This window comes from Bowmanella sp. JS7-9 (assembly GCF_004329715.1).
GTDB lineage: Bacteria > Pseudomonadota > Gammaproteobacteria > Enterobacterales > Alteromonadaceae > Pseudobowmanella > Pseudobowmanella zhangzhouensis.
This window is the reverse complement of sequence record NZ_JXSY01000015.1, coordinates 193,812-210,884: the sequence shown is the minus strand read 5'-3', so window position 1 is coordinate 210,884 and position 17,073 is coordinate 193,812. Positions and strand designations below refer to the sequence as shown.

The window sequence follows — 17,073 nt, the reverse complement described above, 5'->3', positions numbered from 1 at the left end:
CGCGTTGCGATGTTCCAAAACGTTCCGGACGTTTTGGTGAACCGGACGTAACCGCTACGCGCTAATGTCGCTGCGTGTCGAATCAATGCTCTTGGATTAATTTCTGGATAAAATTGGGGAGAAGGAAGATGGTCGGTGTGACTGGATTCGAACCAGCGACCCCTGACACCCCATGACAGTGCGCTACCAGGCTGCGCTACACACCGACCGAGACGCGCTAGTGTACTGATTTCCTTTTCCTTTGCAACGATTTAGCGGCTAGCCTGGTTTAATTGCTGGATTGTTGAACAACTTTTCGTGCTGTTTGCTTCTGCGGGTGTGATTTGTCCTGTTAAAAATGCCCGATTTATGCTCAAATGCGCGCCAATTTTTTGCCCCTTACGCAATACAGGAAAAGGTTTTGATTACCACCGCAAATATCACCATGCAATTTGGCGCCAAGCCGCTGTTCGAAAATATCTCGGTCAAATTTGGTAACGGTAACCGTTACGGTCTGATCGGTGCCAATGGATGTGGTAAATCGACCTTTATGAAGATCCTCGGCGGCGAGTTAGTGCCAAGTGCCGGTAACGTGAGTTACGGTGAAGGCGAGCGTCTGGGTAAATTGCGTCAGGATCAGTTCGCGTTTGAAAAGTATACCGTGGTTGACACCGTTATCATGGGCCACGAAGAGCTGTGGAAGGTAAAGCAGGAGCGTGATCGCATCTACAGCCTGCCAGAAATGAGCGAAGACGACGGCATGAAAGTGGCGGAGTTGGAAGTGGAATTCGCCGAGTTGGGTGGCTATGAAGCCGAGTCTAATGCCGGTGAATTGTTGATTGGCGTGGGTATTCCGGTAGAGCAACATTACGGCCTGATGAGCGAAGTCGCGCCGGGCTGGAAACTGCGGGTGTTGTTGGCGCAGGCGCTGTTCTCTGATCCGGATTTTCTGTTGTTGGACGAACCGACCAACAACCTGGATATCGATACCATCCGCTGGTTGGAAGAAACCCTGAACCAGCGTAACAGCACCATGATTATTATTTCCCACGACCGTCACTTCTTAAACTCGGTGTGCACGCACATGGCGGATTTGGATTACGGTGAATTGCGCGTTTATCCGGGTAACTATGACGAATACATGCTGGCCGCCACACAGGCACGCGAGCGTCTGTTGTCCGATAACGCCAAGAAAAAGGCCCAGATTGCTGAGCTGCAACAATTCGTGGCGCGTTTCTCGGCCAACGCCTCCAAAGCTAAGCAGGCGACTTCTCGTGCCCGCCAGATCGATAAGATCAAACTGGATGAGGTTAAAGCGTCCAGCCGTTCTAACCCGTTTATTCGTTTCGAACAGGATAAAAAACTGTTCCGTAACGCAGTGGAGATTGAAAACCTGTCAAAAGGCTTCGATGAAGGTTTGCTATTTAAAGAGCTTAACCTGATCGTTGAAGTCGGTGAAAAGGTGGCAATTCTCGGTGAAAACGGTGCCGGTAAAACCACCCTGATGCGCTGTTTAGTGGGCGATTTGGAGCCAAGCAGCGGTAGCGTGAAATGGTCTGAAAACACTCAGTTTGGTTATTATGCGCAGGATCATGCCGCCGATTTCGAAGAAGATATGAATCTGTTTGACTGGATGAGCCAATATCGCCGTCCGGGTGAAGATGACCAGTATGTGCGTAGCTTCTTGGGCCGTATGCTGTTTGGTGCCGACGATATCAAAAAATCCGTTAAGGTGATTTCTGGTGGCGAGCAGGGACGTATGTTGTTTGGCAAAATCATGATGGCCAAACCCAACATCCTGTTAATGGATGAGCCGACCAACCACATGGATATGGAGTCAATTGAGTCACTCAACATGGCGCTAGAGGAATATGACGGCACCTTGTTCTTTGTGAGTCACGATCGCCAGTTTGTTTCATCATTGGCTACCCGCCTGCTGATTATCAAAGACGGCAAGGTGATTGACTTCAAAGGTACCTATGAAGAATACCTGCAAAGCCAGGGGCTGACGCACTAAGAGTTGGGTCATGCCAGATTAAAAAACGCCGCATATGCGGCGTTTTTTTGTGTTGGTTGCAGTCAGTATGTAGCCTGGCTACCTGCACAATATCCGGATTTAGCGCTTAGCCAACCAGTTACAGCGTCGTGCCCATGCAGCACCTGCTGCCAGCAGGAAAAGAACCAAGGGGTTGATACTGCCGCCAGATGAGCTGCCGTTTGATGGCGACGTGGCTTTAATCAGCGTATTAGGCTTTGGATTTAAATCAGGGTTGGTGACCGTTGAGGCATCAGTGACGACGATATCGGTAATCAACACAAAGTTTTCATCTGTCGGATCTTTGCCGTTACTTCCATCTTCTGCAGTGTAGTTTCGTAATGGAATGGAGCTCGCCGCGCCCCCCATATTAAAACGTGGCAGAGCACTGATGGCATCAACCACATCCATGCCATCGCCGATGACCTGTCCAAAAACGGTAAAACCACCGTTTTGCACATCCAGATTGGCGCTATTGTCTTTTAAGTTTATGAACCATTGAGAGGTGGCACTGTTTGCATTGCCTCCTTGCTTTGCCATCGCGATCGTACCGCGGACATTGGATAATTCCGGTTCATTGATAACCGGAGTTCCTGTGGCCACCACATCCAGTGGCAACGCATTGTGGTAGCTAAATCCGCCGGCCTGAATGACAAAACTGGGTTCAAGACGATGCACTACGTTATTGGCATAGGCGCCGGAAGTGACATATTCGAGAAAATTTTCGACACTTTTCGGGGTATCTTCATCAAACAAGTTAACTGTGATGGTGCCCATGTTAGTGCGGATTTCGACGACGGTGGCACTGGTATGAAAACTTAATGCAGCTGTGGCAAGTAATGCGAGGGTGGTCTTTTTCACAGGTTTTTACGGCTCTGAATGTTTTTAATGGCGCATAGGGTATACAAATCACGCTGCGGTCTGAACTGATTTCGTGTTTCAATTTGTATTTGGTCGGCACAGTCCGAGTTTTTGCTGTGCTGAACTGGTAGTTATCAGTCTTTCATCCCAAGATAAGACCAAGAGATGATGGCCGACTGAGCGGCCTACTGCTTGTTATTCACTGTTTCGTAGGAATTCAGGCTTTTTCGATCTCAAGCACCTCAATGCCATTAGCACCGACCCGCCAGCGAATATTAAAATCATACAAAGCCACACCATAGACCTTGTCATCCACCTGGCCTTTTTTGTAGGCGGGGCGGGGATCCTGGCTAAGTACAGCTGCAATCACTTGCTGCAATTGTGGATAGGTCTTTTGTACCCCGTTTATTTGGGTGGTGGCTGCGCTGCTAAAGGTCACCGGCAATTGCTCGGGGGCATCGGGGGCAAAGCCGCCGCTGGCGTCAGCAATGCTATCGGCGTAAGGCACGTAAGGCTTGATATCTATGATTGGTGTGCCATCGAGCAAATCCATGCCACTGACGCGCAGCACGGTTTTTCCTTGCTGCTTGACGATGCCTTCATTTTTCACCACCGATAAGCCGAGGCCATTGGGCCTGAAAGTAGAACGGGTGGCAAACACGCCGACTTTCTCATTGCCACCTAAGCGTGGCGGGCGCACCGTTGGGCTCCAGCCTTGTGATGCGGTGGCATGAAACGAAAAAATTAACCACAGGTGGCTGAATTGCTCGATGCCCCGCAACATATTGGCATCATCGAATCCTGCACAGAAATGCAGTTCCCCTAATACGTCACTGACCAGATTGGGTTGGCGTGGAATGGCGAACTTCTCTTTATACGGGGTAGATATCAGCGCGATCGGGGATATTGGTGTCATATTTGAAATAGTTTGCAACAAATTATCCGTAATTAATGATTAAGTCTCAGCACGAATCTGCGTACCATAGTAACGGTTGATTGTGACATGACTTAACAATTTTTCCCATTTGGAACACGTTCCCCAACGCCCGATTTTCGGGCGTTTTTTTTGGCTCTCGACCAGTGCCTGACAAACAGCGTTAAATAATCACAGCATTTGGCGAACTAACTGGTAGCATAGCCACTCTTTATTGCTTGAATTCCCATCTACCGCCGCCATATAGATGTGCGAGCGGACAAGCCGGAACAACACTGATATTCAGAGGAAGACATGATTTCAGTAAAGCAGTTAACTAAATCCTTTGGTGGATTTACCGCCGTTGACCAGTTGTCGTTTGAGGTCCAGCCCGGTGATATTGTCGGGTTTCTGGGGCCGAACGGTGCGGGTAAATCTACCACCATGAAAATGCTCACCGGTTTTTTAACCCCCAGCAGTGGGCAGATTGAGATCAACGGGTTGAACATCGCAGACAAGCGTGTCGCCATTCAACAGCAAATTGGTTACTTACCGGAAGGTGCACCGGCATACAACGATATGACGGTGTTACAGTTTTTGCATTTTATTGCCGACATTCGCGGCCTTGGCAAAGATAAGCAGGCACGTATCGACAAGGTCGTTGAGCAGGTTGAGTTACAGGATATGCTCGATCGCCAGATTGAGCATTTATCTAAAGGGTTTAAACGTCGGGTTGGACTGGCGCAGGCGATTATTCATGACCCAGCCATCCTTATCCTCGATGAGCCAACCGACGGGTTGGATCCTAATCAGAAACATCAGGTACGCGAGCTGATCCAGAATCTGTCGCAGGATAAAATTGTGATTATCTCCACTCATATCCTCGAAGAAGTCACTGCCGTTTGTAATCGCGCCATGATTATTGCCGATGGCCAATTACACTTCGACGGCACGCCGGAGGCATTGCAACGCCAGTCCCGTTACCACAAAGCGGTTACCGTGCATTTTGAACATCTTACAGATATTAGTGGCTTGACCAGCATGTTATGCGTAGAGAGTTTTGAGGTGGATCGTCGCACTGGGCGGGTGACACTGTTTCCAGCGAATGAACAGGATATTTTGCCGTTGGTGTCTCACTACATTCAGGATCATGGCTTGCCTATCGATACCCTGTATGCGGAGCAAGGGCGTTTGGATGATGTATTTCGCCAGTTAACCATGGAGGCAAACTAAAATGGGCAATACCCTGATTATTCTGCGCCGTGAATTCAGCAGCTTTTTTGCGACACCGGTAGCGTACGTATTTATCGCCATCTTCTTAAGTTTGAGTGCGGTATTTACCTTTAGCTTTGGCAGCTTATACGAGCGTGGCCAGGCGGATTTATTACCGTTTTTTAATTTTCATCCCTGGTTGTATCTGTTTTTGGTGCCAGCGATGGCCATGCGTAGTTGGTCTGAAGAGCGCAAGAGCGGCAGCATTGAATTGTTGATGACCCTGCCGATTTCAGTGTGGCAGGCTATGCTGGGTAAGTTTCTCGCGGCCTGGCTGGTGTTAGGACTGGCATTGGCACTGACCTTCCCACTTTGGCTAACAGTAAATTATCTGGGTAATCCGGATAACGGCATTATTCTGGCTGCGTATCTAGGTAGCTGGCTGATGTCAGGCGCGTTTCTGGCCATCGGTATGTGTATGTCGGCACTATCTAAATCTCAGGTGATTGCCTTTATCCTCGCCGTGGTGGTGTGTTTTCTGTTTGTGCTAAGTGGCAGTGGGCTCATCCTCAATGCGTTTAACGATGTGCTCCCGGTTCTGGTGTTGGATACCCTCGCTAGTTTTAGCTTCCTCAGCCATTTTGATGCGATGGCCAAAGGCGTGATTGCGTTAAATGATGTGGGCTATTTTGTTTTGGTGGCGCTGGTGTGGTTATACGCCGGGCGTTTAGTGATTGAGCACAAGAAGGCCGAATAAGATGTTAACGATTCTCTCTCGCTCACTGACATTTGTGTTGCTGGCACTGGCGTTTGCAGTGCTGGTGTTACTCAACAACACCTTTTTAAAAGATACCCGTCTGGATTTAACCGAGCAGCAGATTTACTCGTTATCTGCCGGCAGTAAGGCCATCGTGGCGGATATCGATGAACCGGTTAACCTGTATTTTTTCTATTCGGATAAAGCCTCCACAGGCATGACCCAGTTACGCAATTACGCCAATCGCGTGTATAGCTTGCTGGAAGAATACGCCAGTACCGCCGATGGCAAGATTATTCTGCACAAGGTCGATCCTGAGCCGTTTTCAGAAGCGGAAGATCAAGCGGACGAGTTTGGCCTGACCGCAGCCAGCATTGGTGCCGCCGGTGATGCCATTTATCTGGGGCTGGCCGGACGCAACGCCTATGACGAGCAGGCGGTGGTCGCGTTTTTCGATCTGCAACAGGAGCGTTTTTTAGAATACGAAATCAGTAAACTGCTGCATAAGCTCAGTGATCCTAAGCCCGTGCATGTCACCGTGATTACCGACCTGCCGGTAAACGGTGGACAAAATCCTATGTCCGGTCGATTCGATCCTGCCTGGGTGTTATTTACCCAGTTGGAGCAGCTATACGAGGTTGAAACCCTCGGTAACGACGCTCAATCCATTCCGGAAGAGACTGATGTGCTGATGTTGGTGGCGCCGAAAGGTTACTCGGAGGCGTTACTGGTCGCCATTGACCAGTATGTTCTGGCTGGTGGTAAGGCCATGTTGTTTTTGGATCCTGTGGCTGAGTCGGATCCCATGGCGATGTTTGCCCCGCCTGCCGCTGAAAACCCATTGGCATCGCTGCTTGCTGCCTGGGGCGTATCGTTTGATCCCAATGCGGTGTTGTTGGATGCCCAGAACGGGTTGGAGATCCGCACGCAAAATGGGGTTGAGCGACATCTTGGTTATGTGGGCCTGACCGGTGATAGCCTGGATGTGGATGACATCACGACCGCAGGGCTGCAGGTAATTAACGGCGCGTCATTTGGCGTGCTGAATAAGCAGCAAGGAGCCGAGAGCAGCTTCACGCCATTACTGCAAAGCTCTGTGCATGCCGCGACGATTGATGCCCCGCGATATGGACAGTTGCGCGATGTCGCCGAGCTTGCGCGCGCATTTGACGATCAGCAACAGCGCTATACGCTGGCCGCACGCATTCATGGCAAGGCGAATTCTGCTTTTACCAGCATACCGGAAGGTGTGGAATGGCAGTCTCCATGGTTAAGCAAAGGGGCGGCGATCAACCTGATTGTGGTGGCAGACACTGACCTCCTGACCGATCGCTTCTGGGGCAGTCAGGCAAACTTTTTCGGCCAGAATGTGTTTACTCCATTCGCGAATAACGGTGATTTTGTTACCAATGCGGTGGAAAACCTCGGCGGCAGTAATGCGTTGATCAGTGTACGCGGGCGCGGCACCTATGCGCGTCCGTTTGAAGTGGTGCAGGCATTGACCGTCAAAGCAGAGCAATCATTCCGCGCTCAGGAACAACGATTGCAGGATGAGCTGGCGCAAACCGAGCAGCAGTTAGCCGGACTGCAGGCGCAACAGGCCGAAGGTGGCGCATTGATTCTGAGCCCGGAACAACAGGCTGCGGTTGATCAGTTTCTCGATAAGAAAATTGAGATCCGAAAAGAGTTACGTGAAGTGCGCCATCAACTGGATAAAGATATTGAGATACTCGGCATGTGGCTGAAAGTACTGAATATCGCTGTGGCTCCAGTGTTATTGGTAAGTATCCTGTGGTTGCTGTCGCGCATGATGCGTCGCAGAGCGGGGAGAAAGGCAAAATGACAAACCATTTACTGCGATTATTGGCGGTTATCCTGCTGGGGCTGGGCGGCTATTACCTGTACACCAGCCAGCAAATCCAACAGGAACAGGTGGATGGCCCTCTGTTGCCGGGGCTTATGCTGCATGGTACTGAAATAAATAGAATCAGTCTGGCGCGCCCCGGGCAACCCGCACTTAACTTTAGTCAACGTGGCCAGCAATGGTGGGCAGACTCGCTGGAATATCCTGCCGCGCAGGATAAATTGGCCGATCTGCTGCTGGGGTTGTCAGAAGCGCGATTGGAAGAAGCCAAAACGGCCCGTCAGGATCAGTATTACCGGCTTGGTGTGCAGGACATCAATGACGAGGGCAGTGAAGCAACGCTGGTTGGCCTGTATAGCGACGATGCCAATTGGCAGGCTTTGTTAGGTAAGCGCGCCAGCGCAGGTATTGGTATGTATGCGCGTCTGCCGACAGCCAAACAAAGTTATCTGATTGACCAACAAATTTCTTTGCCTACGTCTGCCGAAGAGTGGCTGGACAAACATCTGCTTGCCGCTGATTTTGCATTAAGCCAGGTGGTGCGCATAGGCGAAGGCGGCTGGCAAATTGCACTGCAGGAGAACCAGGCGGTGTTGCTAAGCCAACCTGACAATGCCCAATTGAAATACCCCACCATCGCGCAAACTGTGTTTGATAGTGTGGGTAATCTGCAATTCAGCGAATTTTCTGCTGGCTGGCCAGAAGGCGCTGAAGTGACAGAACTTAGCCTGATAGCTGCTGATGGGCGACAGCAATTGTGGCGTTTTGCTACAACAGAGCAACATGTGGTGCTGGAAATCAGTGGTGATGTGCAGGCGTATCAGCAAGGGCGCTATTTTGTGGTAAACGATGTGGCATTACAGTCACTGTTACAACCGTTACAGGATTTCTTTACGGAATAACGATTAACAACCCGGCTTCGCCGGGTTTTTTTATACAAAATTTGCCCTAACCTTTGTGCAGGCACAAAGTTGGGCTTCAATGGTTAACAAATTGTTCAAACTCGCATCATAAATTGGGCACAGACGCTTAGCGAATTGCGCTGAAAACCGCGATTTGGCTTGAGAATCGGCGCCTAAAACAATACATTATGCGACTTTCTGGACTACGGGTGAAAAGGTCGAAGATGAAAGAGCGTTCTGACATTGCGGTGGTAGGTCTGGCAGTAATGGGGGAGAACCTCATTCTGAACATGGCCAGTAAAGGGTTTACGGTAACGGCATATAACCGTTCAACCGATAAAGTAAGCAAGTTTTTGGCAGGACGAGCGCAAGGCAAAAGCATTCGTGGCGCGTTTAGTATAGAAGAGCTGGTCGCGTCGCTGGAAACGCCACGCAAGATCATGCTGATGGTCAAAGCGGGTCAGCCGGTGGACGATACCATTGAGCAATTGATCCCGCACCTTGAGCCGGGCGATATCATTATCGACGGCGGCAACACCCACTTCCCTGATTCAAATCGTCGTACTCACTATCTGGAACAAAAAGGTTTGCTGTATATCGGCACCGGAGTATCAGGTGGCGAGGAAGGCGCATTAACCGGTCCATCCATTATGCCAGGTGGGTCACCAAAGGCCTGGCCTGCAGTTAAAGATATCTTTCAGGCTATTTCTGCCAAAGTGGAAGATGGCACACCTTGTTGTGACTGGGTGGGGCAGGATGGCGCTGGCCATTTCGTAAAAATGGTACATAACGGTATCGAATACGGCGATATGCAATTAATTTGCGAAGCCTATCAAATCATGAAAGAACTGCTGTGCATGTCAGCCGATGAGATGCACAAGGTGTTCGCGGACTGGAATGAGGGCGAACTGGACAGTTACCTGATTGAAATCACCCGTGACATTCTCGGTTACAAAGAAGACGGTGAGCCACTGGTCGAGAAAATTCTCGATACAGCGGGTCAAAAAGGTACCGGCAAGTGGACCGCGGTGTCGGCACTGGAACACGGTGTCCCGCTTACCCTGATCGGTGAAGCCGTATTTGCTCGTTGTTTGTCTGCACAAAAAGATGAGCGTGTAGCAGCATCGTCTGTCCTGAGTGGGCCACAGCCAACATTCAGTGGCGACAAAGCGGCATTTGTGGAAGATATTCGTAAAGCACTGCTGGCTTCTAAAATCGTTTCCTATGCGCAAGGCTACGTGTTGATGCGTGAAGCGGCCAAAGAATTTGGCTGGGATCTGAATTACGGCGGTATCGCGCTGATGTGGCGTGGTGGCTGTATTATCCGTTCGACTTTCCTGCAACACATTAAAGAAGCGTTTGACCGTAATCCAGAATTGTCCAACCTGATGGTGGATGAGTATTTCGTCGAAAAATTGATGAGTGCTCAGTCTGGCTGGCGTAACGTTGTGGCTACCGCAGCGCAAAACGGTATCCCGACGCCAACTTTCAGTGCGGCACTGAGTTATTTCGATGGCTACCGCCATGCACGGTTACCGGCCAACCTGTTACAGGCACAACGTGACTACTTTGGCGCCCACACCTATGAGCGTTTGGACCGTCCCCGTGGTGAGTTTTTCCACACCAATTGGACAGGTCGCGGTGGCGATACCGCCTCCTCAACCTACAACGTGTAAAATCATTACGTATAAAAGAGCCTGACCTCGCGTCAGGCTTTTTTGTGTTGAGCCCGGATTACTTCCTGCGAGATTAAGCATCAGTTTTTTGAGTACGCACATCCAATGGCAGTAAAATGGTGTACTCAGTACCTTTGCCCACCGCGCTTTTACATTTGATCGTGCCTTTGAGCTGCTGGTGTACCAGGTTGTAAACCAAATGCATGCCCAGACCACTTCCGCCTGTATTGCGTGCTGTGGTGAAAAATGGCTCATATAGCTGGCGCAAGGTGTCCTTATCCATTCCCGCACCATTGTCGGCAATAATGATTTTTGCTTTATCGCCATGCTGGCTGATAGACAAGGTGATCTTGCCATGGGGTGTTTGTTGAAATGCATGGGCCAGCGCATTATCGACAATATTGGTAATCACCTGTGCGACGGCGCCCGGTGCCACATAAAGTTGAACAGGTTCGCTGGGCGGGGTAAAGATTAACTGATGGGGACTGTGTTTCAGTTTCGGCGCCAGAGAGCGAATAACCTGATCGAGATAATCCCCAAGTTCAATACTTCGGCATTGCTCGGACGATTGATCCACGGCCACCTGTTTAAAGCTTTGCACCAGTAATGCGGCGCGCTCCAGATTCGCGGTGACGATATCGCTGACCTGCACAAGTTCATCACAGAATTGTTGAAAGTCCTTTTTACGCAGGCTGCCGTCGTTGTATTTATCGATAATGTTCTTAACTTTGTGTTCCAGGGTGGTTATCGCTGTAACTGACACGCCCAGAGGCGTGTTAATTTCGTGTGCAACACCAGCCACCAATTTGCCTAACGAAGCATGTTTTTCCTGTTCGACCATTTGTTGTTGAGCGTCTTTGAGCCGTTGCAATGACTCAGTCATCGCTTGATGTTTGGCTTCTAGTTCGCGGGTCCGGATAGTGACTTTTTCTTCAAGTTGTTCATTTAATTGCAAATAATCAGCCCGTGAGCGCTCAAGTTGCTGGTTATTGCGGGTAATTTGTTGCAGGTAATTATCGATCTGTAAGTAAACCCGGTTAAGCGCCTGCACGATGGGGGTAAATTCATTGTCTTCGTTGTAATTGATCGGGTTAATCTTAACATCAACCTGATTATGCTCAGGCATCTGAATAGACTGATTAATCAGTTTAAGTACCTTGTCAAACGGTGAAAACACAAAGCGAATCAACCAAAACATTAAGATCATGAAAGCGAGTGCTATGAAGCCGCCGAGGCTGGCGACTAACACGGCAAATCGGTTGATTTCCTTTTTTAACTCACTCAGCGGGGTGAGCGAGATCAAATCAAATTCATGTCCGGCGCGCTGGTGAAACATCAAGTAAGACTCACCATCCGGGGCAGTTAACAGGGATTGACGTGCCTGTTGCATCGACTGTAATTCGGCCAGTTGGCTGGCCCAGTAGAAGCTGTCGGTTCGCTGAAAGCTCTTATCGTCATTGACCAGATTAACCACAGTATCGCTGGCGCGATGAATTAAATAACTTTGCGTCAAAGGAGTAGGGCGGTGGTTTTGAAGTACTTGATTGAGGTTACTGAGTGCCCAGTCTACGGTGGCCATACCCAAGTAGTCGCCATTTTCGTCGCGCATCAGTGCATCGACGGTAATCATCATGCTGAACGTACCCGCTTCATCAAAATACGGGTCAGACCAAACTAACGGATGTAAAGATTGGTCTGGTTGATCTAGCGCCTCGGCATTTGCGACTGTGTACCAATCCTGACTGGGGTAATTGTATTCATCTGAATTAAGCTCCCAGGACACAATGGGTTGTTGATCTTGCCAGAAAAAATAGGGGCCAAAGAGTCGTTGTTCGGGTAACAGCCGGAATGGTTCAAACCAAATTCCACCACCAAGCGCCAGGGTAAAGTCACTAAACTGGCTGAGCAAAATGATGCCGGCTTCTTGCTGCAAAGCCTCGAGTGTCTGCGGATTGCGCTGTTGCTGACGATACAGTTGTTCACCACTTATCGCTAATGCAGTGGCTTTGTCTTCCATTTGCTGACTAATACGGGTGATTTGCATCGCACTGACTGCAAACAGGCGTTTGATTTCGACAGATTTTTGCTGCAGCAACTGATCGGAATAGGTCAGGTTATAGAAAATTTGGATCAGCAGGTACGCCAACAGTTCAAACACGACAAAGAACATGATGACGCGGTTTTTGATTTTCCCGTGCATACGGTAAATGACCGGCAAAGGCGTGATCCGAACAAACGTAAGTGTTTAAAGGCTAGCATTACCATGGGCAGCAGACCAGAAATTAACCGTTAATTTGTTTGTACTTCAATTACCTGGCTAATAATCTCGCCATCAACTAAGCGGTTAATCATATTATCTCCGGCCTTCACCTGATGTACGGAACGGATCAGCTGGCCATCTGGCTGAAACGGCACGCTAAAACCACGCTCCAACGTACTGAGCGGGCTCAACGTATTGAGCAGGTGCGCTTGTTCACTAAGTTGAACGCCAGCCTGCTGGATACGAGCCAACATCGCAGCATTCAGGGCCTTTTGCAGCATGCGTTGCTGTTGCGTGGCTTGTTTAACAGCATGCACCGGAGACTGCTGTTGTAATCTGGCGTATGATCGCTGTAGACGGCTTTCTGCAGTCTGTAACACGCTGTGAATGCTGCCATTTAAGCGTACTTGCAGGTTGTCGATTCGCTGCGCCTGTTGTTGCAGACGGTATTCAGGATGCAATCGGGCCAGACGGGCCTGGGCCAAATCGATGTGTTGGTGCGCAGTGCGTAAATGGCTTTGTAAGCGAGCCAGCAGTTGTTGTCGCAGCGCGGTCAATTGCCGCAGGTGTTCGCGTCTATCTGCACTGACCAACTCCGCCGCGGCGGATGGCGTTGGTGCCCGCAGGTCGGCAACCATATCGGCAATGGAAAAATCGGTTTCATGGCCCACAGCACTGATAACAGGTATATGGGAGGCGAATATCGCTCTGGCGACCGGCTCTTCGTTAAAACACCACAGATCTTCCAACGAGCCACCACCGCGGCCCACGATCAGCACGTCGACGTCATTACGCAGATTTGCCATGGAAATTGCTTCGGCAATTTGCATGGTGGCCGGTGTACCTTGTACCTGAGTTGGGTAAATCACGACTTCTGTGGTCGGGGAGCGTCGTTTCAGCACGGTGAGAATATCGTGCAGTGCTGCGCCATCCGGCGAGGTAATCACCCCAACCCGGTGGATATTGTCTGGCAGTGCTTGTTTATGTTTCGGGTCGAACAAACCTTCACTGTGCAATTGCGCCTTGAGTTGTTCAAATTTTTGTTTGAGCAGACCTTCACCGGCACCTTGCATATGCTCGACAATCAACTGATAGTCGCCGCGAGGCTCATACAGACTGATCCTTCCGCGCACAATAACCTCGTCGCCGTCTTTCGGCGGTTGTTTTATCAAACGGTTATTACCACGAAACATGGCTGCCTTAACCTGTGCACCGCTGTCTTTCAGGGTGAAGTACCAGTGCCCTGAGCTGGCGCGCAGCATATTGGAGATATCTCCTTTTACCCAGACGTTACCTAATTCATCCTCAAGAATGTTACGTGCCAGACGGTTAAGATTACTAACGGTGAATGCCTTGTCGGGGGAGGAGCGGGATATCATGATTAGGTGCGCGATTTCTCAAAGGTTTTTTGTAAATTGAAGTTTACCAGCAAGGGCAAAGCGGCTACAATGCCGCCGCAACAAATCCACCACTGAAAAGGGCTGTTGAATGTTGCGAATCGCTAAAGAGGCACTCACGTTTGATGACGTATTACTTGTGCCAGGTCACTCGACCGTACTCCCCCACACTGCGAATCTCAAAACCCGACTGACACGTAAAATCGAGCTGAATATTCCGATGGTTTCCGCTGCAATGGACACCGTTACGGAAGCACGTTTAGCGATTGCGTTGGCGCAGGAAGGCGGATTGGGCTTTATTCACAAGAACATGACTGCGGAACAACAGGCCGAACACGTTCGTATGGTAAAAAAATACGAAAGTGGCGTGGTTTCTGATCCATTGACCGTGTCGCCAGCTGCGACCGTCGGTGAAATTAACGCACTGAGCAAACGTCATGGTTATTCTGGCTTCCCGGTGGTGGATGACGATAACAACCTGGTTGGCATTGTTACAGGCCGGGATTTGCGCTTCGAAAATAAACTGGATATGCCAGTCAGTCAGGTTATGACTGTCAAAGAAAAACTGGTTACCGTTAAAGAAGGTGCTCCGTCTGAGCAGGTGCTGGAATTAATGCATGCTCATCGCATCGAAAAAATTCTGGTGGTGGACGACAACTTCAAGCTTAAAGGCCTGATTACCGTAAAAGATTTCCAAAAAGCCGAAAGCAAACCGAATGCCTGTAAAGATGAATTAGGGCGTTTACGCGTTGGCGCTGCAGTAAGCGTTGGCGCTGGAACTGAAGAGCGTATTCAGTTGTTGGTTGAAGCGGGGGTGGATGTACTGTTGGTTGATACCTCGCACGGTCACTCGCAAGGCGTAATTGACCGGGTTAAATGGGTACGTGCCAACTATCCGGATGTACAGCTGATTGCGGGTAACGTTGCCACGGCCGAAGGCGCTAAAGCACTGGCCGACGCAGGTGTGGATGCGGTCAAAGTGGGCATTGGCCCTGGCTCTATCTGTACCACACGCATTGTGACCGGATGCGGCGTACCACAGATTACTGCTATTTCTGATGCAGTTAGCGGCCTGGCGGGCACCGATATTCCGGTTATTGCCGATGGCGGTATTCGTTTCTCTGGTGATATCGCCAAAGCCTTAGTCGCGGGCGCAAGCTGTGTGATGGTCGGCAGTATGCTGGCCGGAACTGAGGAAGCGCCGGGTGAAGTGGAGCTTTATCAGGGCCGTTATTATAAGTCATATCGCGGTATGGGCTCGTTAGGTGCGATGAACCAGAGCCATGGCTCTTCGGATCGTTACTTCCAGGACAGCAAAGATGCCGAGAAACTGGTGCCGGAAGGTATCGAAGGGCGCGTGGCGTACAAAGGCCCGATCGCCAATATTGTGCATCAGCAAATGGGTGGGCTGCGCTCTGCCATGGGCCTGACCGGATGTCCGACCATTGATGAGCTGCGCACTAAGCCGCAATTTGTCAAAGTCACGGCGGCGGGAATGGGAGAATCACACGTACACGATGTGACCATTACCAAAGAAGCGCCAAACTATCGACTTGGCTAATATTCTGAATTCAGCAGGCGGGGAAACCCGCCTGCGTCTTTTTTGCCTATTCTGTTGGGAAAACCGATGACCACTAATATTCATGATCAACGCATTCTGATCCTCGATTTTGGCTCTCAATACACACAGCTGATTGCGCGTCGTGTACGTGAAATTGGCGTGTATTGCGAACTTTGGGCGTGGGATGTCACCGAAGCGCAAATCCGCGAATTTAATCCTAATGGCATTATTCTCTCTGGTGGACCAGAGTCAGTGACAGAAGCCGGCTCGCCACGCGCGCCTGAATACGTCTTTAATGCAGGCGTACCTGTTTTGGGCATTTGTTATGGCATGCAAACCATGTCAGAACAACTAGGTGGCTCTGTACAGGGCTCTGATGTGCGCGAATTTGGGTATGCTCAGGTGGAAATTCTGCAGGCCGGCCAATTGTTTGCCAATATCGAAGACCATGTCGGCACCAATGGTAACGCCATGTTAGATGTATGGATGAGCCACGGCGACAAGGTTAAAACCATCCCAAGTGGCTTTACCACAATCGCATCTACCCCTAGCTGCCCGCATGCGGCGATGGTAGATGAAGCCCGTCAATTCTATGGCGTACAATTCCACCCGGAAGTGACCCACACCCGTCAGGGTCTGCGCATGCTGAGTCACTTCGTACTGGACATCTGTAAGTTGCAAAAATTGTGGACGCCAGCGTCAATCATCGAAGATGCCGTGGCCCGAATTAAAACGCAGGTGGGTGATGACCAGGTAATTCTTGGCCTGTCGGGGGGAGTTGACTCTTCCGTTACCGCGATGTTGTTACACCGTGCTATTGGTAGCAATCTGACCTGTGTATTCGTCGACAACGGCTTACTGCGGCTAAATGAAGCCAAACAAGTCATGGATATGTTTGGCGATCATTTTGGTTTGAATATTATTAAAGTAGATGCTGAACAGCGTTTCTTATCTGAGCTGGCTGGTGTGGAAGATCCCGAAGCCAAGCGTAAGGTGATCGGCCGTGTGTTTGTAGAAGTGTTCGATGAAGAGTCGAAGAAACTGCAAAATGCAAAATGGCTGGCGCAGGGCACTATTTATCCAGATGTGATTGAGTCAGCGGGGTCAGCCACTGGTAAAGCCCATGTGATTAAATCTCACCATAATGTCGGCGGCCTGCCAGAAGATATGGCGATGGGGCTGGTGGAGCCATTGCGTGAATTGTTCAAAGATGAAGTGCGTAAAGTGGGTCTTGAGTTAGGCTTGCCATACGACATGTTATATCGCCATCCATTCCCGGGACCGGGTCTTGGTGTGCGCGTATTGGGTGAAGTCAAAAAAGAATATTGCGATCTGTTGCGCCGTGCCGATGCGATTTTTATCGAAGAGTTACATAACGCGGAGTTGTATCACAAGGTCAGTCAGGCCTTTACCGTGTTCCTGCCGGTTCGTTCTGTGGGCGTGATGGGCGATGCGCGTAAATATGACTGGGTAGTGAGTCTGCGCGCGGTAGAGACCATTGATTTTATGACCGCACACTGGGCGCATTTACCTTACGATTTCCTGGGTAAAGTTTCTAACCGGATTATTAATGAAATCGATGGCATCAGCCGCGTGGTGTATGACATCTCCGGTAAGCCACCGGCCACTATTGAGTGGGAATAATCATCAAGCTGG

The 17,073-nt window shown here is 50.0% G+C and carries 12 protein-coding genes and 1 tRNA gene; 8 read left to right on the top strand and 5 right to left on the bottom strand.

The features are described from left to right. Positions 1–129: 129 nt before the first annotated feature. Positions 130–206, bottom strand: a tRNA-Pro gene (locus TK45_RS09300). 194 nt (positions 207–400) lie between these two features. Between TK45_RS09300 and TK45_RS09295 the strand changes: the two genes are divergently transcribed. Next, positions 401–1,996, top strand: a complete 1,596-nt coding sequence (locus TK45_RS09295; RefSeq protein WP_131258371.1) for an ABC-F family ATPase — start codon at positions 401–403, stop codon at positions 1,994–1,996. Positions 1,997–2,095: 99 nt separating this feature from the next. Here the strand turns inward: TK45_RS09295 and TK45_RS09290 are convergent, their stop codons facing one another. Then, a complete protein-coding gene (locus TK45_RS09290; RefSeq protein WP_254426579.1) occupies positions 2,096–2,875 on the bottom strand; it encodes a peptidylprolyl isomerase in 780 nt (259 codons plus the stop codon). A gap of 217 nt (positions 2,876–3,092) precedes the next feature. After that, positions 3,093–3,809 carry a tRNA (N6-threonylcarbamoyladenosine(37)-N6)-methyltransferase TrmO gene (gene tsaA, locus TK45_RS09285; RefSeq protein ID WP_371414268.1) on the bottom strand — a complete coding sequence of 239 codons (717 nt, stop codon included), beginning with the start codon at positions 3,807–3,809 and terminating at the stop codon, positions 3,093–3,095. Positions 3,810–4,103: 294 nt separating this feature from the next. On the opposite strand from tsaA, the gene TK45_RS09280 reads away from it, so the two are divergent. The 5 genes from TK45_RS09280 (at position 4,104) to gnd (ending at position 10,199) form a co-directional block, all read left to right on the top strand. Continuing rightward, a complete protein-coding gene (locus tag TK45_RS09280; RefSeq protein WP_131258369.1) occupies positions 4,104–5,021 on the top strand; it encodes an ABC transporter ATP-binding protein in 918 nt (305 codons plus the stop codon). Position 5,022: 1 nt separating this feature from the next. Then, on the top strand, positions 5,023–5,757 hold the full coding sequence (locus tag TK45_RS09275; protein WP_131258368.1) for an ABC transporter permease: 735 nt from the start codon (positions 5,023–5,025) through the stop codon (positions 5,755–5,757). Between the two features lies 1 nt (position 5,758). Continuing rightward, a complete protein-coding gene (locus TK45_RS09270) occupies positions 5,759–7,600 on the top strand; it encodes a Gldg family protein (protein WP_131258367.1) in 1,842 nt (613 codons plus the stop codon). Continuing rightward, positions 7,597–8,523, top strand: coding sequence for a DUF4340 domain-containing protein (locus TK45_RS09265; RefSeq protein WP_131258366.1), 927 nt, complete (start codon positions 7,597–7,599; stop codon positions 8,521–8,523). The genes TK45_RS09270 and TK45_RS09265 overlap by 4 nt, the downstream gene beginning before the upstream one ends. Positions 8,524–8,747: 224 nt before the next feature. Then, entirely contained in the window at positions 8,748–10,199 is a 1,452-nt protein-coding gene (gene gnd / locus TK45_RS09260; RefSeq protein WP_131258365.1) for a decarboxylating NADP(+)-dependent phosphogluconate dehydrogenase, read from the top strand. Positions 10,200–10,272: 73 nt separating this feature from the next. Here the strand turns inward: gnd and TK45_RS09255 are convergent, their stop codons facing one another. Together TK45_RS09255 and xseA are read right to left on the bottom strand one after the other, a co-directional pair. Next, on the bottom strand, positions 10,273–12,399 hold the full coding sequence (locus TK45_RS09255) for an ATP-binding protein (protein WP_131258364.1): 2,127 nt from the start codon (positions 12,397–12,399) through the stop codon (positions 10,273–10,275). 89 nt (positions 12,400–12,488) lie between these two features. Further along, positions 12,489–13,838 carry an exodeoxyribonuclease VII large subunit gene (gene xseA / locus TK45_RS09250; RefSeq protein ID WP_131258363.1) on the bottom strand — a complete coding sequence of 450 codons (1,350 nt, stop codon included), beginning with the start codon at positions 13,836–13,838 and terminating at the stop codon, positions 12,489–12,491. Positions 13,839–13,947: 109 nt separating this feature from the next. On the opposite strand from xseA, the gene guaB reads away from it, so the two are divergent. Beyond that, positions 13,948–15,417, top strand: coding sequence for an IMP dehydrogenase (guaB, locus tag TK45_RS09245; protein WP_131258362.1), 1,470 nt, complete (start codon positions 13,948–13,950; stop codon positions 15,415–15,417). A gap of 66 nt (positions 15,418–15,483) precedes the next feature. Beyond that, complete coding sequence (guaA, locus tag TK45_RS09240) at positions 15,484–17,061, top strand: glutamine-hydrolyzing GMP synthase (RefSeq protein ID WP_131258361.1); 1,578 nt, start codon at positions 15,484–15,486, stop codon at positions 17,059–17,061. The last annotated feature ends 12 nt before the right edge of the window (positions 17,062–17,073 follow it).

Excerpts from the sequence above, each read along its gene's own strand:
- TK45_RS09280 (WP_131258369.1), top strand. The coding sequence starts at position 4,104 with ATGATTTCAGTAAAGCAGTTAACTAAATCCTTTGGTGGATTTACCGCC.
- TK45_RS09275 (WP_131258368.1), top strand. The coding sequence starts at position 5,023 with ATGGGCAATACCCTGATTATTCTGCGCCGTGAATTCAGCAGCTTTTTT.
- TK45_RS09270 (WP_131258367.1), top strand. The coding sequence starts at position 5,759 with ATGTTAACGATTCTCTCTCGCTCACTGACATTTGTGTTGCTGGCACTG.
- TK45_RS09265 (WP_131258366.1), top strand. The coding sequence starts at position 7,597 with ATGACAAACCATTTACTGCGATTATTGGCGGTTATCCTGCTGGGGCTG.
- gnd (WP_131258365.1), top strand. The coding sequence starts at position 8,748 with ATGAAAGAGCGTTCTGACATTGCGGTGGTAGGTCTGGCAGTAATGGGG.
- TK45_RS09255 (WP_131258364.1), bottom strand. The coding sequence starts at position 12,399 with ATGCACGGGAAAATCAAAAACCGCGTCATCATGTTCTTTGTCGTGTTT.
- xseA (WP_131258363.1), bottom strand. The coding sequence starts at position 13,838 with ATGATATCCCGCTCCTCCCCCGACAAGGCATTCACCGTTAGTAATCTT.
- guaB (WP_131258362.1), top strand. The coding sequence starts at position 13,948 with ATGTTGCGAATCGCTAAAGAGGCACTCACGTTTGATGACGTATTACTT.
- guaA (WP_131258361.1), top strand. The coding sequence starts at position 15,484 with ATGACCACTAATATTCATGATCAACGCATTCTGATCCTCGATTTTGGC.